Annotated in this window: 15 protein-coding genes and 1 pseudogene; 9 read left to right on the plus strand and 7 right to left on the minus strand. The window is 68.3% G+C overall.

The genetic code is table 11. The annotated features are described in order from the left end of the window. Positions 1-35: 35 nt before the first annotated feature. Positions 36-1,160: a L,D-transpeptidase gene (locus K3U94_RS00985; RefSeq protein WP_047320386.1), complete on the plus strand. Its 1,125-nt coding sequence runs from the start codon at positions 36-38 to the stop codon at positions 1,158-1,160. 117 nt (positions 1,161-1,277) lie between these two features. On the opposite strand, the gene K3U94_RS00990 is transcribed toward K3U94_RS00985, so the two are convergent. Next, positions 1,278-3,320 carry a M13 family metallopeptidase gene (locus tag K3U94_RS00990; RefSeq protein ID WP_220695286.1) on the minus strand — a complete coding sequence of 681 codons (2,043 nt, stop codon included), beginning with the start codon at positions 3,318-3,320 and terminating at the stop codon, positions 1,278-1,280. Positions 3,321-3,371: 51 nt separating this feature from the next. Between K3U94_RS00990 and K3U94_RS00995 the strand changes: the two genes are divergently transcribed. Then, positions 3,372-4,088, plus strand: coding sequence for a hypothetical protein (locus tag K3U94_RS00995; protein ID WP_047321568.1), 717 nt, complete (start codon positions 3,372-3,374; stop codon positions 4,086-4,088). Beyond that, on the plus strand, positions 4,085-4,798 hold the full coding sequence (locus K3U94_RS01000) for a hypothetical protein (protein WP_047321569.1): 714 nt from the start codon (positions 4,085-4,087) through the stop codon (positions 4,796-4,798). The genes K3U94_RS00995 and K3U94_RS01000 overlap by 4 nt, the downstream gene beginning before the upstream one ends. A 19-nt stretch (positions 4,799-4,817) precedes the next feature. On the opposite strand, the gene K3U94_RS01005 is transcribed toward K3U94_RS01000, so the two are convergent. Both K3U94_RS01005 and K3U94_RS01010 read right to left on the minus strand, forming a co-directional pair. Further along, complete coding sequence (locus K3U94_RS01005; protein ID WP_047321570.1) at positions 4,818-5,312, minus strand: helix-turn-helix domain-containing protein; 495 nt, start codon at positions 5,310-5,312, stop codon at positions 4,818-4,820. After that, positions 5,309-8,305 (minus strand): MMPL family transporter, encoded by a 2,997-nt coding sequence (locus K3U94_RS01010; RefSeq protein WP_220695287.1) that lies wholly within the window; start codon positions 8,303-8,305, stop codon positions 5,309-5,311. Before K3U94_RS01010 ends, K3U94_RS01005 begins: the two co-directional genes overlap by 4 nt. Before the next feature lie 326 nt (positions 8,306-8,631). On the opposite strand from K3U94_RS01010, the pseudogene K3U94_RS01015 reads away from it, so the two are divergent. Further along, a pseudogene (locus tag K3U94_RS01015) lies at positions 8,632-8,994 on the plus strand (hemophore); the annotation flags it as partial. A gap of 16 nt (positions 8,995-9,010) precedes the next feature. On the opposite strand, the gene K3U94_RS01020 reads toward K3U94_RS01015, so the two are convergent. Further along, on the minus strand, positions 9,011-10,198 hold the full coding sequence (locus K3U94_RS01020; RefSeq protein WP_230987675.1) for a lysylphosphatidylglycerol synthase transmembrane domain-containing protein: 1,188 nt from the start codon (positions 10,196-10,198) through the stop codon (positions 9,011-9,013). A gap of 154 nt (positions 10,199-10,352) precedes the next feature. Between K3U94_RS01020 and K3U94_RS01025 the strand changes: the two genes are divergently transcribed. After that, the gene (locus tag K3U94_RS01025; protein WP_047321572.1) at positions 10,353-11,501 is read left to right on the plus strand and encodes an AI-2E family transporter; all 1,149 of its coding nucleotides are present in this window, start codon (positions 10,353-10,355) and stop codon (positions 11,499-11,501) included. On the opposite strand, the gene mmpL3 is transcribed toward K3U94_RS01025, so the two are convergent. The 3 genes from mmpL3 to trmB form a co-directional block, all read right to left on the minus strand. Then, positions 11,461-14,370 (minus strand): trehalose monomycolate exporter MmpL3, encoded by a 2,910-nt coding sequence (mmpL3, locus tag K3U94_RS01030; protein ID WP_220695289.1) that lies wholly within the window; start codon positions 14,368-14,370, stop codon positions 11,461-11,463. The two genes, K3U94_RS01025 and mmpL3, sit on opposite strands and share 41 nt — an antisense overlap. Positions 14,371-14,444: 74 nt before the next feature. Further along, the gene (locus K3U94_RS01035) at positions 14,445-15,128 is read right to left on the minus strand and encodes an NYN domain-containing protein (RefSeq protein WP_047321430.1); all 684 of its coding nucleotides are present in this window, start codon (positions 15,126-15,128) and stop codon (positions 14,445-14,447) included. Continuing rightward, on the minus strand, positions 15,128-15,889 hold the full coding sequence (trmB, locus tag K3U94_RS01040; protein WP_047321436.1) for a tRNA (guanosine(46)-N7)-methyltransferase TrmB: 762 nt from the start codon (positions 15,887-15,889) through the stop codon (positions 15,128-15,130). Before trmB ends, K3U94_RS01035 begins: the two co-directional genes overlap by 1 nt. A gap of 168 nt (positions 15,890-16,057) precedes the next feature. On the opposite strand from trmB, the gene K3U94_RS01045 reads away from it, so the two are divergent. The 4 genes from K3U94_RS01045 to fadD4 all read left to right on the plus strand — a co-directional run bounded on the left by K3U94_RS01045 (position 16,058) and on the right by fadD4 (position 22,114). After that, positions 16,058-17,002: a P-loop NTPase family protein gene (locus K3U94_RS01045; RefSeq protein WP_052957059.1), complete on the plus strand. Its 945-nt coding sequence runs from the start codon at positions 16,058-16,060 to the stop codon at positions 17,000-17,002. Beyond that, a complete protein-coding gene (locus tag K3U94_RS01050) occupies positions 16,999-18,495 on the plus strand; it encodes an AAA family ATPase (RefSeq protein ID WP_047321429.1) in 1,497 nt (498 codons plus the stop codon). Before K3U94_RS01045 ends, K3U94_RS01050 begins: the two co-directional genes overlap by 4 nt. A gap of 131 nt (positions 18,496-18,626) precedes the next feature. Then, positions 18,627-20,447, plus strand: a complete 1,821-nt coding sequence (locus K3U94_RS01055) for a phosphoenolpyruvate carboxykinase (GTP) (RefSeq protein WP_047321428.1) — start codon at positions 18,627-18,629, stop codon at positions 20,445-20,447. Positions 20,448-20,596: 149 nt separating this feature from the next. Further along, on the plus strand, positions 20,597-22,114 hold the full coding sequence (gene fadD4, locus K3U94_RS01060; RefSeq protein ID WP_047321427.1) for a fatty-acid--CoA ligase FadD4: 1,518 nt from the start codon (positions 20,597-20,599) through the stop codon (positions 22,112-22,114). Positions 22,115-22,128 lie beyond the last annotated feature (14 nt).

A 22,128-nucleotide genomic window follows, 5' to 3' on the forward strand; every position in this document is an offset into this window, starting at 1 on the left:
ACACTGGGACCAAGATCGTGACCGGAGGTAGGTAGATGTCGGGATGGAAGCGCGCGCGAGTTGGCGCGTGGCTCAGCACCGCTGGATTGGCCGCGAGTCTCACGCTCGGTTGCGGAGCAGCACTGGCTGACCCGCCACAGCAGCCCGGCGACCCAGCCGCGGCGGACGCCGGGCCGGTCGACCCGGCCGCGCCGCCGCCCCCGCCGGAGTTGCCGCCGCCCCCGCCGGAGCTGCCACCGCCGCCGCCGCCGGGCGACCCGCTGGCGTTCCCGCCACCGCCCGAGCTTGCGCCCGGATTACCCGCCGCGCCCGAGGGCGTCCCCCCTGGTCCGGACCCGCAGGCAGTTCCGGCCGGTTCGGCGGACCCAGCAGCCCCGGCGCAGCCCGGTGCGGTGCCGGCGGTTGCTTCCGGACCGGTCGTCGGGCAGAACCCGGAGCCGTTCACCGGCACGTCGCCGTTCTCCCCGCCGACCTTCAACCCGGTCAACGGGTCGATGGTGGGTGTGGCCAAGCCCATCATCATCGACTTCCAGCGGCCGATCGCCGACAAGGCGATGGCCGAGCAGGCCATCCACATCTCGTCGAACCCGCCGGTGTCCGGCAAGTTCTACTGGATGACCCCCAGCCAGGTGCGGTGGCGTCCGCTGAACTTCTGGCCCGCCCACACCGTCGTCAACATCGACGCGGGCGGCACCAAGTCGAGCTTCCGCACCGGCGACTCCCTGGTGGCCACCGCCGACGACAAGACGCACCAGATGACGATCACCCGAGACGGCAAGGTGGAGAAGACCTTCCCGATGTCGATGGGGATGAGCGCGGGTGGACACGAGACCCCCAACGGCACCTACTACGTGCTGGAGAAGTTCCCCACCGTGGTGATGGACTCCTCCACCTACGGGGTTCCGGTGAACTCCAGTTGGGGATACAAGCTCACCGTGCAGGATGCGGTCCGGATCGACAACAGCGGCGGCTTCGTGCACAGCGCGCCGTGGTCAGTGGCCGACCAGGGCAAGCGCAACGTCAGCCACGGCTGCATCAACCTCAGCCCGGCCAACGCCAAGTGGTTCTACGACAACTTCGGCAGCGGCGATCCGGTCGTGGTGAAGAACTCCGTGGGTAGCTACACCAAGAACGACGGTTCTCAAGACTGGCAGATGTAGGGCGCACCCTCGACCGCGAGCAGTCGCGAAAGCCCCCATTTCAGCTTGAAAATGGGGGCTTTCGCTGGGGGCACCTCCCGCTTGCGGGGGACTTCTCGCGCCGCCAAAAGGCGACCGTCAGTTCCAGATGCGAACCCGCGACGAGGGCTCCAGGTAGAGCGCGTCGTCTGGTGTGACGCCGAAGGCGTCGTAGTAGGCGTCCATGTTGCGGATCACCCCGTTGCAGCGGAACTCCGGCGGCGAGTGCGGATCCACCGCCAGGCGCCGCACCGCCTCGGCAACACGGGATTTGGTGCGCCACACCTGCGCCCAGCCGAAGAAAACCCGCTGGGTACCGGTCAGGCCGTCGATCACCGGAGCCTCGGCGCCGGCCAGTGACAACTGGTAGGCGAGCAGTGCTATCGAGAGCCCGCCGAGATCGCCGATGTTCTCCCCGACGGTGAACGCGCCGTTCACGTGGCGGTCGCCATCCAGGTCGCGCGGCACGTAGGTCTCATACTGCGCAATCAATGCCTTAGTGCGGGAACCGAATTCGGCACGGTCGGCGTCGGTCCACCAGTCGATCAGGTTGCCGTCGCCGTCGTACTTGGCGCCCTGGTCGTCGAAGCCGTGTCCGATCTCGTGGCCGATCACCGCACCGATACCGCCGTAGTTGGCCGCGTCGTCGGCTTGCGCGTCGAAGAACGGCGGTTGCAGGATCGCAGCGGGGAAGACGATCTCGTTCATCCCCGGGTTGTAGTAGGCGTTGACGGTCTGCGGTGTCATGAACCATTCGTCGCGGTCCACCGGCTGGCCCAGCTTGGCCAGTTCACGGTCGTAGTTGACCGCGTAGCCGCGCAGGTAGTTGCCGTAGAGGTCGGCTCGATCGGTGACCAGTGCGGAGTAGTCCCGCCACGTTGCGGGATAGCCGACCTTGGCGGTGAACTTGTCCAGCTTGGCCAACGCCCGCTCCCGCGTTTCCGGGGTCATCCAGTCCAGGTTGGTGATGCTCACCCGGTAGGCCTCACGCAGGTTGCCGACCAGCTCGTCGATGCGCGCCTTGGCGTCCGGCGGGAAATGCTTTGCCACGTAAAGCTTTCCGACGGCATCACCCATCAGCGACTCGACCACGGACACGCCGCGCTTCCAGCGGTCCCGGATCTGCTCGGTGCCCGACAGCCGGCGTCCGTAGAACTCGAAGTCCTCGGCGATCAACTCCTCGGTCAGGAGTCCGGCGCGAGCATGAATGACCCGCCACCGTGCCCAGTCCTGCCAGTCCGCGAAATCCGCACTGTCCCACAGCGCGGCGAACGCCGTCAGGAAGTCCGGTTGCCGCACCACCAGTTCGTCGGCGGTGTCGGGGTGCAGACCGAGTGCGCCCACCCAGCCCGCCCAGTCGAAGCCGGGCGCCTCGGCCGGCAGCCCGGCGAAGGTGCGCAGGTTGTAGGTCAGCTCGGCATCGCGGCGCTTCACCACGTCCCAGTGCGCGCCCGCCAACCGGGTCTCCAGCGCGACGATGCGTGCCGCGGTCCCGGCATGCTCGTCCGGTTCTCCGCCGTAGACCAGGGCAAACATCGCCGCGATGTGACCCGGGTAGGCGGCCAGGATCTCGGCGTGTTGTTCCTCGCGGTAGTAGGACTCATCGGGCAGTCCGATGCCTGACTGGCTCAGGTGCAGCAGGTAGCGGGTCGAGTCCTTGGAGTCGGTGTCCACATAGAGCCCGACGCCGCCGCCGACCCCGGTGCGCTGACCTAGGCCCACCACCCGTGCCAGGGCCTGGCGGTCAGCGGCGTCGTCGATCGCGGACAGCTCCTGGCGCAGCGGCTGCACCCCGCGCTCGCGTACGGCCTGCTCGTCGGTGAAGCTGGCGTAGAGGTCGCCGATCCGGCGCTCGTCGGTGCCGGCGGCCGCGCCCGACTCGCCGGGCTGATGCGCCGGTTCCAGCTTCGCCTCTCCTCCGTCGAGGCTCGCTAAACCGGCGGCCTCGGTGAGCAGGTCGCGGACCTGGATCTCGGCCCGGTCGAACAAGGCCCGGAAGGCTCCGTCGGTGGCGCGGTCCGGCGGCATCGCGTAGCCGTCGAGCCAGCGGCCGTTGACATGACCGAACAAGTCGTCCTGCGGCCGGACGCCACTATCTATATAGGTGAGATCAAGGCCCGATCGAGTGGCTGGTGAGGTCACCGGTCCATCCTTCCACGACGAACCGTGCAGCTCTCCTGTAGCGTCACCGCCATGCCTGACGAGGAGCAGCCCGACATCTCCGCCGAGATGGACGACGGAAACATCGAGCCCGGCGCCGTCACTGCCGAGAGCGCCGCGGACCAGGACACCGTAAAAAAGACCACCGAGAAGGCCCCGGGGAAAGCCACCAAGAAGAGCACCCACAGCAAACCGGCTCCGGCACCCTCAGGCGGCGCGCTCTCCGGCTACGGGTGGGGGTCGGTGGCCCTCGGCCTGGTCGCGGTGGCCGCGCTGGTCTTCAGCCTGATCACCTGGAAAGTGCACCACGACGACGTCAATGAGCGCGGCTACCGCAGCCGGGTACTGCAGACCGCAGCTAGCTGGACCAGCGTGCTGATCAACTTGAACGCCGAGAACGTCGAGAAGGGCATGGCGCGGCTGCGCGACAAGACCGTCGGCGAGCTCAACAGCGAGTTCGACGCGGCTTTGGCGCCCTACCGCGACGTGGTGCAGCGGATCCAGTCGCGCAGTACCGGCCGGATCGAAGCCGTCGCCATTGAGCTGGAGCACCACGACCTTGACGAGCCGGCCGCGACCGGAAGTGACCAACCGTCGAACCCCGGCCGTACCGACCCGGTGATGGTGATCGCCACCTCGATCGCCGAGAACGTCGGCGGCAGGCCGCAGACCGTGCACTGGGCGCTGCACCTCGACGTCACCGACGTCGCCGGCAATCTGATGATCTCCCGATTGAGGTCGATTCGATGAGCAAGCTGGAACTCCTGAAATCGCCGACGCTGTGGCGGGTATTGGCCGTCGACATCGTCGCGCCGCTGGCCGCGATCGGCGGCCTGCTGCTGGTCGGGCTGACGCTCGACTGGCCGATTTGGTACGTGTCGCTCTGCTCGGTGCTGGTGCTGTTGATCGTCGAGGGCATGGTGGTCAACTTCGTGCTGCTGCGCCGTGACAAGGTCACGGTCGGCACCGACAACGAGCGGCCCGGCCTGCGCTTCGGAGTCGTCGGCCTGGCCGCGGCGGCGCTGGTGGCCGCGGCAGTGCTCGGATACCTGCGCTGGACCGTTCCGGACCGCGACCTGGAGGCCGACTCCGGTGAGGCGGTCAAGACCGCCGTCGCCATGGCCGAAGCTGCGGCCACCGTCTCGCCGGCCAACCCTGAAGCATCGATCGAGAAGGCTGCGACCTACATGGTCCCGGACCGGGTGAACGCCTTCCGGGAGAGCATCGGCCGGACCGCCACCGACATGGCCAACCGCAACATCGCGGTCGACGCGCAGACGCTCAGCGCCGGTGTCGAGGCGCTCGGGCCGTCGGCCGCGCGGGTCGCGGTCGTGATGCGCAGCGTCCAGACAGTCGCCAACCAACAGGTCAAGCAGTCGGTGGTGCCGGTGCGGGTGACGCTGACCAAGCGCGGCGGTCAGTGGTTGGTCCTGGAGATGTCACCGATCCACGCCCGCTGACGCAACGGGCGACCCGGCGTCAAACGACGTCGGGCGCCTCGCGGGTGTGCAGCTTGACGAAACGATCTGACAGTCGGCGCATCCGGATCATCAGCGAGGCCGGCGGGCTGACCGCGCCGCTGAGGTATTCCCCGAGTGTGTCGGCGGGAACCCCGACCCGCGAGGCGAACTCCTGCTGGCTCAGACCCGACCGTTCGATCAGCACCCGCATGTGGCGGCCGACCTCCGCGCGCTCGTTGGCCTCCAGGTGCGCGCGGGTGCGGGCCAGGACCTCCGACAGGGCCTTGGCGATGCCGAAGGATTCGGTGCCCTCCAGCACCTCCTCAACCTGGCGTGCGGTGCGGCCGTAGGGGTCGCGCTTGAGTGCCACCACGATGAGCTGCCAGGTGGCGATGTCACCGGTCTGCAGCGCAGCGCGAATCGCCGACGTGGGCCAGAACTCGACCGGCCGGTCGGTCTCGCCGGACGGCTGCCGAGGCAGCGGCCCGCGGCGTCGGTCCGCGGCCAACGTCACCTCGCCTCCTCCAGCATCGCCACGGCAACTGCCAGGCAGCGCCCTTGGACGTGTTCCCAGTCCGTACTCGCTCCAAGCGCATCGTCGCCGGAGGCGTAGTCGCCGCGTGCGGTGGGCTCCGGATCGGCGAGCCGACAGACCAGTTGGGTGGCCATCCAGTGTCCGTCGGCTGGTTGACCAGAGTAGTACGCATCGATTCCGGTCAGTGCCCCAGCAACCGTTTTCGGGCCGAGCGCGTCGGCGAGCTCGGCCAGCCCGGCGTAGTCCCGGGCGCTGTTGCGGGCCAGCACCAGATAGCCCGCCAGGCGCAGGGTCTCGGCGCCGGTGGGGATCTGCAGTCGGTCACCGGTGGGCAATTGGACGGCGGCCGTCTCCATCGGCCGGCACCGGGTCAGCGCCGGGACATCGAGCCCGATCTCATTGGCAGCCCACGACTCGGTCTCCAGCGCGTCGAGCGCAACCGCGAGCCGGCGTCGCCACACGGTGACCGGGTGAACCGGCCGGATGGTGCGGGGCTGCGCCCGGTCGGTACCGGTACGTGCCTGCCAGCCACCTGCCAGCCGGGCCAGCGCATGGCTTCTCGATCTGCCGCCTGCTGGCGACGGTCCCGCCGCGGGCGTGCTGACCGGCAGCGCTTCGATCTTGCTGGTGACGACCTCAGCCACGCCGCAGCCGCGCAGCGCCAACGGGTCGCTGACACAGATCGCGTCGGGAACCAGCCCTTTGAGCCGGGCCGCCGACTTGACCACCACGCGAAGGTCGGCGCTGGGCGTGATCAGGGCGGAGATGTCATCGGGGATCACCACGACGTCGCCCAGATCCACCGTGGGCAGCGGCTTTTCGAAGTCCACCGACGGCAGGATCCGAGCCAGCCAGCGCGGTAGCCACCAGTTCCACTCGGCGAACATCGCCATCAGTGCAGGGACCAGCACCAACCGCACCACGGTGGCGTCGACCGCGATCGCCACGGCGCAGGCCACGCCCAGCTCGGCGACCAGGGGCATCCCGGCGAACGCGAAACCGATGAACACCGCGATCATGATCAGGGCGGCGCTGGTGATGGTGCGCGCACTGGTACTCACCCCGTAGGCCACGGCGTCGTGGGTGTTGCCGGTCTGCAGGAAACGCTCACGGATCCGGGTCAGCAGGAAGATCTCATAGTCCATCGACAAGCCGAACGTCATCGCCAGCACAAGCGGCGGGATGAACGTGTCGATGGAACCCGACGATGCGAACCCGAACCGTTCCAGCCAGCCCCACTGGAACACCATCACCAGGCTGCCGTAGGCAGCCGCCACCGACAGCACCGTCATCACGACGCCCTTGAGCGCCAGGAACACCGACTGGATCGAGACCAACAGCATCAGGAAGGCGATCAGCGCCACGAAAATCAGCACCACGGGTTCGGCCGCCGCAACCCGGTCGTCGAAGTCCTTGATCAACGCGGTCGGCCCGCCGACATCCACCTGCACCGCCGGCGAACCGGCCGCCGCCGGCAGGTGTTCGCGCATCCAGTCGACGGTGGTCCGTGCGGCCATGTCCTCGGGATCGACGGACAGCACCGCAGACAGCAGGCCGCTGCTGTTGTCATTGCCGAACACCGGCGGGGACACCGAAGCGATGTGGGGCGCCTGCGTCATCTCCCGGCGGATCGCCGCGAAGGTCTTGGCGTGGGCGGGCGCCGACGCATTCGCGCCGGGGATGGTCACCAACACCCGGATCGGCCCCAGGGCACCCGGGCCGAGGGCTTGGGCCGCCGCGGCCACCCCGCCCCGGATCTCGTGGGAGGAGTCGAACTGGCGAAGCATGCTGTTGCCCAGCGACAGCGACAACGCCGGCGCCGCGAGGGCCAGCAGGAATCCCGCAGCCACCAAGGCCGATACCCAGGGGCGGCGCATCACCGACGCCGTCCAGCTGGTCCAGAACCGCGACTGGGCGGTCTGTGGGCTGCGCGCCCAGTGCAGCATCGCCGACCGTTTGGCCACCGCCCGGCCGAACACGGCCAGCACCACCGGAGTCAGGCTGACCGACGCCAGCACCGCCACCGAGACCGACAGGATCGCCCCCGTGGCCATCGACACCAGCACCGGCGTGTTGATCAGATAAATCCCGGTCAGGGAGGCCACCACGGTGAGACCCGACAGCACCACCGCAAGCCCGGACGTCGCCATCGCCGCGTCGACGGCCTCCTGCGGTTGGCGGCCGGCCCGCAATTCCTCGCGGTAACGCATCAGGATGAAAAGCGAATAGTCGATCGCCAGCGCGATCCCGAACATCGACACCGTCGAGGTGACGAACACCGACATCGCGGTGAACATCGACAGCAGATAGACCAGCCCCATGGTGACGATCACCGTGCCGATTCCGAGCGCCAGCGGGATCGCGGCGGCGGCCAGTGAGCCGAACACCGCCAGCAACACGATCAACACGATCGGCAGATTCCACCGCTCGGCCTTGCCGATGTCCTGCTTGGTCTTTGCCGATGCCGCGGCGCCGAGTGCGCCCTGCCCGATCACGTAGAGGTTCACCGAACCGTTCGCGATCCGGCCGGGATGTTCGCCGTCCACGCCCAGCTTCGTGCGCAGCTTCTTGGCGACGTCGACCGCGCCGGTGTTGTTGAAGTCCACCCGCAGGGACACCACATAAGGACGGTCCGGCCGCGGCGGCGGCTGCGTCGTATCCGGCAGCACCGTCACGCTGGGAACCTCGCTCGCGGTCCGCTGTAGCAGCGCGACGGCGTCCTTCATGTCCCGGTAGGTGGCGTCGGCGCGGGGCGCGGCCACCAGGGCGAGCGGAGAGGCGCCCTGCTCGGGAAAGTGATCCTCGAGCTGGTACTGCACGTGCAGCGACTGCGATCCCTGGACTTCGAAGCCGCCGCCGGTGAGATGACCGGACTGGGTGCCGGCCAGGTAGAGCGCGACGAGCACAGCCAGTAGCCACCCTGTGAAGACCACCCAGCGGAATCTGCGCAGGTTGTTGCTGAAGCGCATCATGAACTGCTGGATTTCGGTCTCCCCGCTCTCGCCCGCACCGGTGCGTCGCGTGCTGCGAGCCTACCGCAGCAACCTTTTGCGCTGGCCGTTTCTCTCGGCTCTGAGCTGCTCCGATGCCGTCGCGGAACCACACTGTGACCAGGCTGACCAGTGCTCGGGTGGCGGCATCAGGTGGTTACTGTCAGGATGGGGAAAAGGCCGTCTTTTCGATCTGCCGTTGCTGCCGGGGGGCATCGCGCGCACCAGACCACCTTCGAAGCGTCATCCGCAACGTGGCGGGGCCTCGTCGGGGCCGATCGGAATCTCGCCAGTCGTGAGGAGAACTCGTGAACATCACCCGTGCCACCCTGCGTCGCAGTCTGTCGGGCAAGGCCGTCCTTGCCGCCCTGCCGGTCTTTCTGGGCGGTGCCGTCACCGCCACACTGCTGGCCGGCCCGTCGGCACCCTCGGCGACCGCAGCCAAAGACCCCTGCGTGGCCAGTGAGATCGCCCGGACCGTGGGCAAGGTGGTCACCTCGACCGGTGACTACCTGGACTCGCACCCGGACACCAACCAGGTGATGACCGGCGCGCTGCAACAGCAGCCCGGCCCGCAGACGCTGGCGAATCTGAAGAGCCACTTCGAGGCCAACCCGAAGGTCCAGGACGACCTGGCCAAGATCATCGCTCCGGTGCAGGAGGTCAGCAACCAGTGCAAGCTGGCGGTCAGCCTGCCGCAGATGCTGGGGCTACTGCAGGCCGTGCAGGCTCAGGGCGGCCTGCCGGGTGGCGGCTTGCCCGGGGGCGGCCTGCCGGTGACCGGCTTGCCGGTGAGTGGCCCTGCGGCCGGTGCGGTGACCCAACCGGTGGCGGTTCGCTGAGGACCGATGCGTAGTCGTCGGTGTCCTGGCCGGCCGCGTTGTCGGTGCGGAAGACGAAGAAGAACACCACCCAGCCCGCTGCTGAGATCAGCAACCAGCTGATCATCCGGTAGATCAACACTGCCGAAATGGCGTCTGGCAGGGTCAGGCCGCTGGACACCAGGCCCGGCACCAGCACGGCTTCCACGACCAACAGGCCACCGGGGACCAGGGGAATCGTTCCCGCCGCGCGGGCGGCGGCGTAGGCCACCGTCAAACCGGCAACCGATGCCCGCCCACCGGTCGCATAGGCGGCGCAAGCCAGGCAGGCGACGTCGGCGACCCAGTTGAACAGCGACCAGCCGAACGCCGTCGACAGATCGCGGCGGCCCAGGCTCACCGACTCCAGTTGGCCCAGCATCCGGCGCCAGGTCGCAAGCCCGGCGTCAACGGGCCGGGTGCGCACCGAGTTGACCCAGGACAGCACGCGGACGCCGATGCCGTCGATCAGCTCGGGTCGCGAGGCGACCGCCTGCGCCAGCAGCAGCAGCGCGATGAAGCCGCCCAGGGTGAACAGCACGGAGAAGGGATTGTTGCGGGCGCCGAGGAGAAACGCGCCACCCAGGCCCAGCAGCGCAAGCCCGACGGCCTGCAGCACCCCCGACATCACCAGCTGCCACGACGCCACCACCGGGGACGCACCCCAGCGTCGTTGCTGCCGGTACAGGAAGGTGGTCGACAGCACCGGGCCGCCGGGCAGGGTGGTACTGAGCGAGTTGGCGGCGTAGAAGGCGGCCTCGGACCGCCGCTGCGTGACGTGCACTCCGGCCGAGCCCAGTAGGGTCCGCTGGATCTGCGCGAAACTGTGCATCGACGCGGCCGCGGCCACCACCGCCCCCACCAGCCAGCCGCCGTCGGCGCGGCAGAGGCTGCACCATGCGGCGAAGACCTGGTCCCACACCAGCGCGATTTCGACCGCGAGCACCACCGCGACCAGGCCCACGAGTGCCGGGCGCACCCAACGGTATTTGCCACCGGGGCGCTGCGGAGCCACGGTTTCTCGCCCGACGACTTCCCGAACGACAACGTCGTGAGCGACGCAGTCGTGAGAAACGGGGGCGTGGGGCACGAATTCAAAGGTTAGCCGCGTCACGTCGATATTCTCACTACCTGATGTGCACCCGCTGCGGCATCGTTACGCTACCGGAATGTCAGCCAGCGCAGACGAATCCGTACATCCGACGGTGCGCAAGGCGGCGGCGTGGGCCTGGCGTTTGCTGGTGCTGTTCGCCGCGGCGCTGGTGGTGCTGCTGATCATGCGGCGCCTCGAAGTGATTGTCGTCCCCGTGGCGATCGCCATGATGATGTCGGCTCTGCTGCTGCCCGGCGTGGACTGGCTGTCCCGACACGGGGTACAGCGCGGGCTCGCGGTCTTCCTGCTGCTGCTCGGCGGCTTGGCGGTGCTCGCCGGGCTGCTGAGCTTCGTCGTCGATCAGTTCATCGACGGGGTGCCCGAACTGGTCGAGCAGGTCACCCAGGTGATCAACTCGACCCAGCACTGGCTGGTCGAGGGGCCGCTACATCTGAGCAGTGAGCAGATCGACAGTGCCGGCGACACCGTGGTCAACGGCCTGCGCAACAACCAGGCCAAGCTGACCAGCGGCGCGCTGTCGACGGCAGAGACCGTCACCAAGATCTTCACCGGCGCCTTCGTCGTGCTGTTCACGCTGATCTTCTTCCTCTACGGCGGCCGTGACATCTGGCGGTTCACGGTGAAGTTCTTCCCGAGCCAGGTGCGCGAGCGGGTGCACGCAGCCGGCGTCGCGGGATTCGAATCACTGATCGGCTATGTGCGGGCCACCTTCCTGGTGGCGCTGGTCGACGCCCTCGGAATCGGCATCGGCTTGGCCGTCATGGCCGTGCCGTTGGCGTTGCCGCTGGCCTCGCTGGTGTTCCTGGGGGCGTTCATTCCGCTGGTCGGTGCGGTGCTCACCGGTTTGCTGGCCGTGCTGGTCGCGCTGATCGCCAAGGGCTGGATCTACGCCCTGGTCACCCTGGGGCTGATCATCGCGGTCAACCAACTGGAAGCCCATGTACTGCAGCCGCTGGTCATGGGACGTGCCGTCTCGATCCACCCGCTGGCGGTGGTGTTGGGCATCTCCACCGGCGGAATCCTGGCCGGAATCGTCGGCGCGCTGCTCGCCGTCCCGACGATCGCCTTCATCGACCGGGCGGTACGGGTGCTGATCGGAGCCCCGGACTCAGACTCGCTGGACGTCACGGAACCCGACGTGGCGGACCCGGAGACCGAGGAGGTCAGTACCGACCCTCCCGACGCAGCAGTTCAGCCGCGCTGAGACCGCCGGCAGCACCGCGCCGCTGGGGGGTCTGCGGGTTGGCCGCCGCGTCGTCACCGGCCTGGTCGCCGACAGCGGTGAGCTTCTCGGTGGCCGGGTTCTCCGGGTCGCCTTGCGAGCCCTGAGCCGGGATGGCCGTGGTGGGGGCGTTCTCGACGTCGCCCGCGTTCTCGGTCGGTTTGGGCAGTGACCGGGTCCGCTCGTCGGACGCCTCCGAATCGGTCTCGCCCTGCCGGCTGCGCCGGGACTGCGCCGCCTCGCGGCCGCCGCGCAGCTCACCCAGCCAGGACTCGATCTCACGTTCCTGCTCGCCCGGGCCCGGCGAGTCTTTGCTGGGCGACGGTACCCGCTCCGTCGTCGGCTCGGCGGCGGAGAAGCGGGTGGTAGGCGGTTCGGCCGGGCCGGTGGTGATCCGATTGGTCCGGGCGTTGGACGGATTGCCGCTCACCGGCCGGGTCGGAAGCTGTTCTGCCGGACGCGACCGTGCCGGTGCGCCGCGGCCCGGGGCGGGGTGGGTGGGGTCATGCGTGGGGCGCGGGGCGCCCGCACCCACCGGGGTCGGCGCGACGGCTGCGGTCGCGGGACGGCGGGTCACCCGGCGCCGCTCGTCGGGCAGCCGGATCTCGCCCAGACCGATCCGGTTCTGGATTCGTTTCATCCAGCGCGGTGCCCACCAGCAGTCGTCGCCGAGCAGTTTCATCACCGACGGCACCAGGAACATCCGGACCACGGTGGCGTCCAGCAACAGTGCCGCCATCAGACCGAACGCCAGGTACTTCATCATCACCAGGTCGGAGAACACGAACGACGCGGCTACCACCGCGAGGATCAGTGCGGCCGCGGTGATCAGCCGGCCGGTGGTGGCGGTGCCGATCCGGATCGCCTCGGTGGTCGACATCCCGGATTCTCGGGCCTCCACCATCCGGGAGACCAGGAACACCTCGTAGTCGGTGGCCAGACCCCAGCCCACCGCAACGACGAGCGCAATGACCACCACCATCAGTGGGGTCGGGGTGAAGTTCAACAGCCCGGCGCCGTGCCCGTCGACGAACATCCAGGTCAAGATGCCCATCGTCGAGCCAAGCGTCAACGCGCTCATCACCGCCGCCTTCAACGGCAGCACCAGAGACCCGAACGCCAGGAACATCAGCAGCGTCGTGGTGATCAGCAAGATCACCAGCATCAACGGTCCTTGGGCGACCAGCGCGTGGATACTGTCCTGCTCCAGTGCGGGTGTCCCGCCGACCAGCACCTCCAAGCCCTTGGGTGTGCTCATGGCGCGCAGCGCTTTGATCTTCTGCGCGGCGTCGTTGCGGTTGACCAAGCCGTTCTCGATGACTTTGACCGACTCGTCCTTGGAGGCGCCGGGCAGGTAGGGCCGCTGCTTCCACATCTCGGTGGGGTCATCGTCGGGGACGACGAACCCGCTGATCGCCATCGCGCGGTTGCGGACGTCGGCAACCTGCTGGTCGGTGACCGGTTTGTCGGTGGTGCTCTTGATCACCAGCGTCAGCTTCTCGGTGCGGAAGCCGGGGAAGATCTCGTCGAAGTGTTCCTGGGCCACCCGAGCGGTGTTGTCCGGCGGCAGGTATTTCTCGCTCATCCCGCCGAAGGTCAGCTTGCCCAACGGGATGATCAGCAAGACCATCGCGATCACGATCGGGATCGCGAACGCCAGCGGCCGCTGCATCACGTAGTTGACCAACTTGCCCCAGAACCCGGCCTCGACCTCTTCGCGGGTCTTGGTCTTCTGGGTCTTCTCGGCCAGCCAGCCGATGACGCGATTGTGGAGTTCCCAGTCCCGCAGGAACGGGATTCGGTACAGGGTGCGCACCCCGAGCGCGTCCACGTTCTTGCCCAGCACGCCCAGGATGGCGGGCAGCAAGGTGATCGACAGCAGCGCGGCCAGGCCCACAGAGGCGAAGATCGCGTACGTGATCGCCTTGACGAATCCCTGCGGCAGCACGAGCAGGCTGGCTCCCGAGACGATGATCAGCACCGCCGAGAACACCACGGTGCGACCGGCCGTCATCACCGACCGGCGGACCGCTGCTTCGGTGTCGTAGCCCTCGGCGATCTCCTCACGGAATCGGCTCACCACGAACAACCCGTAGTCGATCGCAATACCCAGACCGATCAGCGAGACCACCGGCTGGGCGAAGAAGTTGATCGGCCCGAACATGGCGGCGAAGCGCAGGATGCCAGTTGCGCCGGCGATGCTCAGCCCACCGACGATCACCGGCAGGCTGGCCGCGACCACGCCGCCGAACACGAAGAACAGCACCACTGCGACCAGCGGCAGCGCCAGCACCTCCATGCGCTGTTGGTCGGTGGCGATGGTGCCGGTCAATTCACTGGCGATCGGCTGCAGACCACCGAGCTCGACCTTGCCGCCGTCGAGTTTCTGCAGGTCCGACTCGGCAGCCTGGTAATTCTTCAGGATGGTGTCGTCGTCGTCGCCCTTGATCTGGATCGACGCGAAGGCGTGCTTCTTCTCCGGGTCGGCCATGTTGGCCAGCGCCTCGGGATTGGTGAAGTAGCCGACCCAGCTCATGATCTGATCGGGGTGGTCGTTCTTGACCTTGTTGAGCCCGCTCTTGATCGCGTCGAACCATTCCGGGTCGTCGACCGTCTCGCCCTTGGGCGCGGTGAAGACCGCAACCACATGGCTGGTGCGGTCCCGGCCGTAGACTTCGTCGCCGACGATCGACGCCTGCACCGACTGGCTGCCCTCGTCGTAAAAGCCGCTCTGAGTGACGTGCTCACCCAGGCTCATTCCGTAGACCCCGCCACCCAGGCAGAGCGCCACCATCACGCCGATTACGATGAACCGGTAGCGGTATACAGTTCGACCCCACCAGGCGAACACCTATACGCTCCTTACTAAGGTCTGTGGAGACATCTTTCGGACCCGCGCGTCCCTGACTTCAGGCTCTCCAGTTGTCACTCTCGCGAGGTCAGCAGTGAGCTCAGCGGCCGGAACGGCTGGAGCCACGCTCCCTGCTCCGGCAGCGAATCCAGGCTGATCCGCGGCAGCCGCTCCCGGAACACACCAGGGATGTCCTCCAGGTCGACGAACTCCAAGGTATCCGAGGCTAGCGCCCAGCTCGCATGTTCGCGAAATCCGAGCACCTGAACGGCTATGCCGAGTCCGCAGAGTTCTTCCAGCGGTTCCCGGAACGCCTGACCGTCGGCGGAGGCCACGGCCACCGCCATCAATCCCTGCTCTTTCCGCAGCGCGATGTGTTCGAGCATGTCGGAGTCGACATCACTGTCCTCATCGATCTTCGGCTTGGCAAAGACCGCGAAACCCACGTTACGCAACGCCTCCACCCACGGCCGGACGACGTCGGCGCTGCCCGGTGCGATGTTGGTGAAGACGGTGGCCTCGGGTTCGACCTTCATCTGCGGGTGATTCGCCGCGATCTCCGCGGTGCGGTTCAGCAGCCAGCGGCCCAGCGCATCGAACCGGGGCCGCTCCACCCCGGTCGGGCGCCTGCCGAGAATCGCGCCCAGACCCATGTCCAGGTTGGGGGCGTCCCACACCAGCAGTACCCGACGGGTCGGTTCCCCGTCAGCGGTCGGGTCGGCGTCGGTCGGGGCGGCATCCAGGTCGGGGCTGGTCATCAGACCCGTTCCCAGACGAACTCGTTGATCACGCTGCCCGCATTGCGGCCCTTCGCCTCGTATTTGGTGGTGGGGCGGTCGACCGAGATCGGGAGGCCGGCGACCTTGGACGGGTCCGACACCCGGCGCAGGGCCGGCTCGCCGTCGCCGGACTCGGCGATCTGTTCCGCGTAGTCGGCATGGTCGGTCGCCGCGTGCAACACCCCGCCCGGCTGCAACCGATCGGCGATCAGGGCCATGGTGGCCGGTTGCAGCAGCCGCCGCTTGTGGTGCCGCGCCTTGGGCCACGGGTCGGGGAAGAAGACACGCACCCCGATCAGCGAGGACGGGGCGATCAGGTACTCCAGCACGTCGAGGCCGTCGCCGCGCAACAACCGGATATTGCCCAACTGTTCGCGGTCGATCGCGCACAGCAGTTGCGCCAACCCGCGCTCGTAGATCTCCACGGCGATCACGTCCAGGTCCGGCTCGGCCTGTGCCATCGCCACCGTGGAGGTACCGGCCCCGCAGCCGATCTCGAGCACCACGGGGGCGTCGCGACCGAACCAGCGGCGCGGATCCAGTGGCTGGGGGCGGTCGGGACCCTCGGGCGGCACGACGTCGGCGCCCAGGTCGGGCCAGAGTCGCTCCCAGGTTTGGCGCTGACCGTCCGACAGAGCGGAGTGCCGGTAACGGACGCTGAAGTTGCGGAAACGGCGTGGAGCCGGGGTGTCGACGCCAGGGACGTCCGATGCCATTTCGACGTCGCGCGGCGCATGCATGCAGTCCATGGTGGCCCATGGACCCTCGTGTACCCACTTTGCGGTCCACATTGATACCCAACAGTTGCCTAGTGCGGGCGGATGGGCGGTAGGTACGGCGGTGACTCGCGTCGCGGCGGAGCAGCTGACACCATGGCCCCGGGGCCGATTGCGCGGGGAGGCAGGGTCGTGACACAGGGGCACCAGCTCTTCGCCGACGAGCTGACCGGGCTGGCCACGCAGAACTCCGACCCGCGGTTGGCGACGATCGCCGCAGACATCACCGCGCCGCTGCAGGTCGCGGTGCACGGCCGCCGCGGCGTCGGCCGGCGCACCGTCGCCGCAGCGCTGGCCGCCGCCGGGGTCCGCATCGCCGAGCAGCCCGGTGCGGCCGACACTGCCGAATTGGCCGTTCATGTCGTCGCCGAGGTGGTCAAACCGGAGGACACCGCCGCACTGCATGCCGCGCGTCGGCGCCCGGTGCTGGTGGTGCTGAACAAGGCCGACGTGTGTGGGCATGATGCCGCAGCGATGCCGGTGCCGGTCGAACCGATGTCGGCGTTGTTCGCACTGGCTGCGCGCGGCGATGGGCTGGACGATCGACTGTGGGATGCGCTCGGATGTCTGGCCGCCCGGCCCGCCGATCTGCGCTCAGCCGAGCACTTCGTGAGCTGTCCACACCCGGTACCCCGTCAGACCCGCGAGCGGTTGTGCGCCACCCTCGAGCTGTCCGGGATCGAGGCACTGCTCGACCTGTCCCGGCGCGGTGCCACGGTGGCGCAGGCGCGCGACCGGCTGTGCCAGCTCAGCGGTGTCGATCGCGTCGTCGCCCGGCTGGAGGCCATGGGCGCCGCCGTCTACCACCGGCGGATGTCGGAGGCGGTGACCCGATTGGAGGCGATGGCGGTCGGGGACAGCCGCATCGATGAGTTCCTGGTCGGCGACACGACAGTTGCCGCCCGGCTGACCGCTGCGACGGCCGCGATCGACGTCCCGGACGAACCGGTGCTGGCGCGGGCCCGCCGCTGGCAGGCCCACCGCAGCGCACCGGTCGGCGCCGCCCAGCGAGCCTGCGCCGCCGACATCGCCAGGGGATCCTTGCGGGCCTGGGCGACCATGCGGGGCCGCCGATGACCGCCCCGGGTGCGGATGCGGCCGACTCGGACCCCGCCACCGGGGTGGATGCCCTCATCGCTGAGCTCGCTCCCGGAGTGCGCCCGCCCGCGGTACGGCGCTGCGACGTGGTGGTGGTGACCGGCCCCTGGCTGGCCGGGGTCAGCGCGATGACAACGGTGCTGGCCGACCGGATGCCGCAGTGGCTCGTGATGGAAGCCACCGACCTGGCGCCGGGGGAGGTGCCGCTGGCGGTGGTGTTCGTGGTGTCTGCGGCGGCCGCGCTGACGAAGTCGGACTGCGCTCTGCTCGACGCCGTGGCCGCCCACACCGACGTGGTGATCGGCGTCGTATCCAAGATCGACGCCCACCGGCAGTGGCGCGAGATGCGGGCAGCAGCCCGCGAAACCCTCGCCGGCCACGCGCCGCGCTACCGCGACGCCGCGTGGGTGGGGGCGGCCGCCGCACCCGAGCGCGGCGACCCGCGGGTCGAGGACCTGGTCGCGGAACTGACCAGACAGCTCGAGGACGGCGACGCCCACCGACGCAACCGGCTGCGCTCGTGGGAGTTCCAGTTGCGTACCGACGCCGATCGGATCGACCGCGACGCCCGCGCGGAAGGCCGGCGCGCCCGGGTGACGCAACTGCAGGAGCAGCGTGACGAGGTGGTGCGGCAGCGGCGGATGTCGAAGTCGGAGCGCGTGATCGCGCTGCGCAGCCGCATCGCCCAGGCCCGCGTGCAACTGTCCTACTTCGCCAGCAAGCGGTGCGCCTCGGTACGCAGCGAGCTCGCCGAAGACGCGGCGGGCATGACGCGGCGCCGGTGGGCCGAATTCGAGTCCTATGTGCACGACCGGCTGACCGAGGTGGTGACGGAGGTCGATCAGGGAGTCACCGAGCACTTGGCCGACGTCGCCCAGGAACTGGGTCTGGCCTCGCACGCACCGTCGGGCGGGGCGGCGGTGCCGCTACCCCAGGTCGACACCGGCAAGCCCCCGTTGGAGTCCCGACGGCTGGAGACCCAGTTGATGGCGGTGCTGGGGATCGGCTTCGGGCTGGGCGTGGCGTTGACGCTGAGCCGGGTCTTCGCCCATCTCGCGCCGGGACTGGCCGCGGTGGGTGCGGCCGGATGCGCCCTCGCCGGGGTGGTGGCAACGGTGTGGGTGGTCCGGATTCGGGGGCTGTTGCGCGACCGGGTGGTGCTCGATCGCTGGGTGGGGCAGGCCACCAACGCGGTGCGGTCCTCGGTGCAGGAACTGGTGGCCCTGCGGGTGGTGGCCGCCGAGTCGGCGCTCACCGCCGAACTCGCCGCACACAATGAGACCGAGGCTGCCCGCGTCACCGACCGGGTCGCCGGGTTGGACCGGGAGTTGCGCGAGCATGCGGCCGCCACCGCCCGCGCCGCCGCGGTGCGCGATCGTCAGCTGCCGGCGTTGCGGCGGGCGTTGGAAAGGGTGCGCGCTGAGCTGGGTGAATCAGGCCCGGCGGACGCCGCGGTAACGGGTGACAGATAGCCCGAGTTGCGATTGTTTCGATCCGTGTAGCTATTGACGGTAATCTCTTATTTAATGACGGTATAAGAGGTGACAGCGGCGCGCAGCTGCGGCAACGCCACCGAGTGACACGGGTTACACAGGAGAGCTCAATGACCTCAGCGACCATTCCCGGTCTGGACACCGCCCCGACGAAGCATGGCGAGTTGTTGGCCTGGGTGCGGGAGGTCGCGGAGCTCACCCAGCCCGACCGGGTGGAGTGGTCCGATGGTTCTGAGGAAGAGTGGAACCGACTGATGGCCCTGCTGGTGGAGTCCGGCGCGGCGGTCAAGCTCGACGAGAAGAAGAAGCCCAACTCCTACCTGGCGCTCTCCGACCCCGCCGACGTCGCGCGGGTCGAGTCGCGCACCTTCATCTGTAGCCGCACCCCCGAAGGTGCCGGCCCCACCAACAACTGGATGGACCCGGACGAGATGCGGGCCACCATGACGGAGCTGTACCGCGGTTGCATGCGCGGTCGCACCATGTACGTCATCCCGTTCTGCATGGGCCCGCTGGGCGCGGAGGACCCCAAGCTCGGCATCGAGATCACCGACTCGCCCTACGTGGTGGCGTCGATGAAGGTGATGACCCGGATGGGCACCGCCGCACTGGAGAAGATCGGCACCGACGGCGCTTACGTCAAGGGCCTGCACTCGGTGGGTGCCCCGCTGGCCGACGGCGAGCAGGACGTGCCGTGGCCGTGCAACTCCGAGAAGTACATCACCCACTTCCCGGAGACCCGCGAGATCTGGAGCTACGGCTCGGGTTACGGCGGCAACGCGCTGCTGGGCAAGAAGTGCTACGCGCTGCGGATCGCATCGGCGATGGCCCACGACGAGGGCTGGCTGGCCGAGCACATGCTGATCCTCAAGCTGATCTCGCCGGAGAACAAGGCCTACTACGTGGCGGCGGCGTTCCCCTCGGCCTGCGGCAAGACCAACCTCGCGATGATCCAGCCGACCATTCCGGGCTGGCGGGCCGAGACCCTCGGTGACGACATCGCGTGGATGCGATTCGGCAAGGACGGTCGGCTCTACGCGGTGAACCCGGAGGCGGGCTTCTTCGGCGTGGCGCCGGGCACCAGCCGCAGCTCCAACCCCAACGCGATGATCACCCTGGAGCGCGGGAACACCGTCTACACCAACGTCGGTCACACCGACGACAACGACGTGTGGTGGGAGGGCATCGACGGGGAGACCCCGGCGCATCTCACCGACTGGAAGGGCAACGACTGGACGCCCGAGTCGGGCACCCCTGCCGCTCACCCGAACTCGCGGTACTGCACCCCGATGTCGCAGTGCCCGATCCTCGCGCCGGAGTGGGACGACCCGCAGGGCGTGCCGATCTCGGCGATCCTGTTCGGCGCCCGTCGCAAGACCACGGTGCCGCTGGTGAGTCAGGCCCGCGACTGGCAGCACGGCGTCTTCATCGGCGCCACCATGGGCAGCGAGCAGACCGCCGCCGCCGAGGGCACGGTGGGCAAGGTCCGTCGCGACCCGATGGCGATGCTGCCGTTCATCGGCTACAACGCCGGGGACTACATGCAGCACTGGATCGACACCGGCAAGCACTCCGACGAGTCGAAGCTGCCGAAGGTGTTCTTCGTCAACTGGTTCCGTCGTGGCGAGGACGGCCGTTTCCTATGGCCGGGCTTCGGCGAGAACAGCCGGGTGCTCAAGTGGATCGTGGAGCGGGTCGAGGGCAATGCCGGCGGCCAGGAGACTCCGATCGGTACGGTCCCGAGCGCTGCCGACCTGGACCTGGACGGGCTGGACGTGACCGCCGCCGACGTGGACCAGGCGCTGATCGTCGACGCCGACGAGTGGCGCGCGGAGCTCCCGCTGATCGAGGAGTGGTTCGACTTCATCGGCGACAAGCTGCCCACCGGCCTGCGCGACGAGTTCGAGGCCCTCAAGCAGCGCCTGGGCTAGCAGCCCCTTCTTGCGCGTTATTTCGCGATTTCGCGCGAACGTGCGCGTCTGTACGCGACACGCCAGGTTCAGTTGTACCGTTGCGCACCCTCGCGGCCGCTGACTCGCCCACTTGACACCTGTCAAAATCCGGGCGGTACAGTCAGCCCATGCAGATCCGCGAACACGTCGATGCCGACAACCCGGCCATCATCCTGCACCCGTCGGGCACGGTCGTCACCTTCGCCGACCTCGAAGCCCGGGCGAATCGGTTGGCGCACTTCTTCCGGGCCGCCGGGCTGGTGGAGGGCGACGTCGTCGCGATCATCATGGAGAACAACGAGCACATCCACGCGGCTATGTGGGCGGCGCGGCGCAGCGGCCTGTACTACGTGCCGATCAACACCCATCTGACCGCCGCGGAAGCCGCGTACATCATCGACAACAGCAACGCCAAGGCGATCATCGGCTCGGCCGCACTGCGCCAGACCTGTGCCGACCTGGCCGAGCATCTGCCGAAGGGCCTGCCCGGTCTGCTGCTGATCGCCGACGGTGACCTGGACGGTTGGCAGCGCTACCCGGAATGCGTTGCCGACCAACCGGATACACCCATCGACGACGAAATCGAGGGTGACCTGCTGCAGTACTCGTCGGGCACCACCGGGCGACCCAAAGGCATCAAACGGCCGCTGCCGCACCTGCCCCCGGCCGAGGTGCCGGGGTTGATGGCGATGCTGGTCTCGGTGTGGATGGGCCCGGATTCGGTCTACTTGAGTCCCGCGCCGCTGTATCACACCGCACCGTCGGTATGGTCGATGCAAATTCAGGCGGCCGGGCTGACCACCGTTGTGATGGAGAAGTTCGACGCCGAGTCCGCGCTGGACGCGATCCAGCGCTATCGCGTCACGCACGGTCAGTTCGTTCCCGCACACTTCACTCGGATGCTGAAACTTCCTGCGGAAGTGCGGGATTCCTACGACGTGTCCAGCCTCAAGCGGGTCATGCACGCTGCCGCGCCGTGCCCGGTGGAGATCAAACAGCAGATGATCGACTGGTGGGGGCCGATCGTCGACGAGTACTACGCCTCCTCGGAGGCGCACGGGTCCACGCTGATCAGCGCTGACGAATGGCTGAAGCACCCCGGCTCGGTGGGCAAGGCGATGTTCGGTGCGGTGCACATTCTCGACGAGGACGGCAACGAGCTGCCCGCCGGACAGGCCGGGGAGATCTACTTCGAGGGCGGCACCGCCTTCGAGTACCTCAACGATCCGGAGAAGACCGCGAAATCGCGCCACGCGCAAGGCTGGACGACCGTCGGCGACGTCGGCTACCTCGACGACGAGGGCTACCTGTACCTCACCGACCGGCGCCACCACATGATCATCTCCGGCGGGGTGAACATCTACCCGCAAGAAGCGGAGAACCTGTTGGTCACGCACCCGAAGGTGTTGGACGCGGCCGTGTTCGGGATCCCCGACGACGAAATGGGTCAGAGCGTAAAGGCGGCTGTGCAGACGGTCGACCCGGCCGACGCCACGCCTGCGTTCGCCGCGGAACTGCTCGCCTGGCTACGGGACCGCTTGGCGCACTACAAATGTCCGCGATCGATCGCGTTCGAGGAGCAGTTGCCGCGCACCGACACCGGCAAGCTCTACAAGAACGAATTGGTGGCCAAGTATTCGGCGTGACGCTGGGCGGTCAG

Source organism: Mycolicibacter heraklionensis (assembly GCF_019645815.1).
Lineage (GTDB): Bacteria > Actinomycetota > Actinomycetes > Mycobacteriales > Mycobacteriaceae > Mycobacterium > Mycobacterium heraklionense.

What these genes read in the sequence shown, in the direction of transcription:
- K3U94_RS01050 (WP_047321429.1), top strand. Translation starts at nt 16,999, where the DNA reads ATGACCGCCCCGGGTGCGGATGCGGCCGACTCGGACCCCGCCACCGGG.
- K3U94_RS00995 (WP_047321568.1), top strand. Translation starts at nt 3,372, where the DNA reads ATGCCTGACGAGGAGCAGCCCGACATCTCCGCCGAGATGGACGACGGA.
- K3U94_RS01010 (WP_220695287.1), bottom strand. Translation starts at nt 8,305, where the DNA reads ATGATGCGCTTCAGCAACAACCTGCGCAGATTCCGCTGGGTGGTCTTC.
- K3U94_RS01055 (WP_047321428.1), top strand. Translation starts at nt 18,627, where the DNA reads ATGACCTCAGCGACCATTCCCGGTCTGGACACCGCCCCGACGAAGCAT.
- trmB (WP_047321436.1), bottom strand. Translation starts at nt 15,889, where the DNA reads ATGCATGCGCCGCGCGACGTCGAAATGGCATCGGACGTCCCTGGCGTC.
- K3U94_RS01035 (WP_047321430.1), bottom strand. Translation starts at nt 15,128, where the DNA reads ATGACCAGCCCCGACCTGGATGCCGCCCCGACCGACGCCGACCCGACC.
- fadD4 (WP_047321427.1), top strand. Translation starts at nt 20,597, where the DNA reads ATGCAGATCCGCGAACACGTCGATGCCGACAACCCGGCCATCATCCTG.
- K3U94_RS01000 (WP_047321569.1), top strand. Translation starts at nt 4,085, where the DNA reads ATGAGCAAGCTGGAACTCCTGAAATCGCCGACGCTGTGGCGGGTATTG.
- K3U94_RS01025 (WP_047321572.1), top strand. Translation starts at nt 10,353, where the DNA reads ATGTCAGCCAGCGCAGACGAATCCGTACATCCGACGGTGCGCAAGGCG.
- K3U94_RS00985 (WP_047320386.1), top strand. Translation starts at nt 36, where the DNA reads ATGTCGGGATGGAAGCGCGCGCGAGTTGGCGCGTGGCTCAGCACCGCT.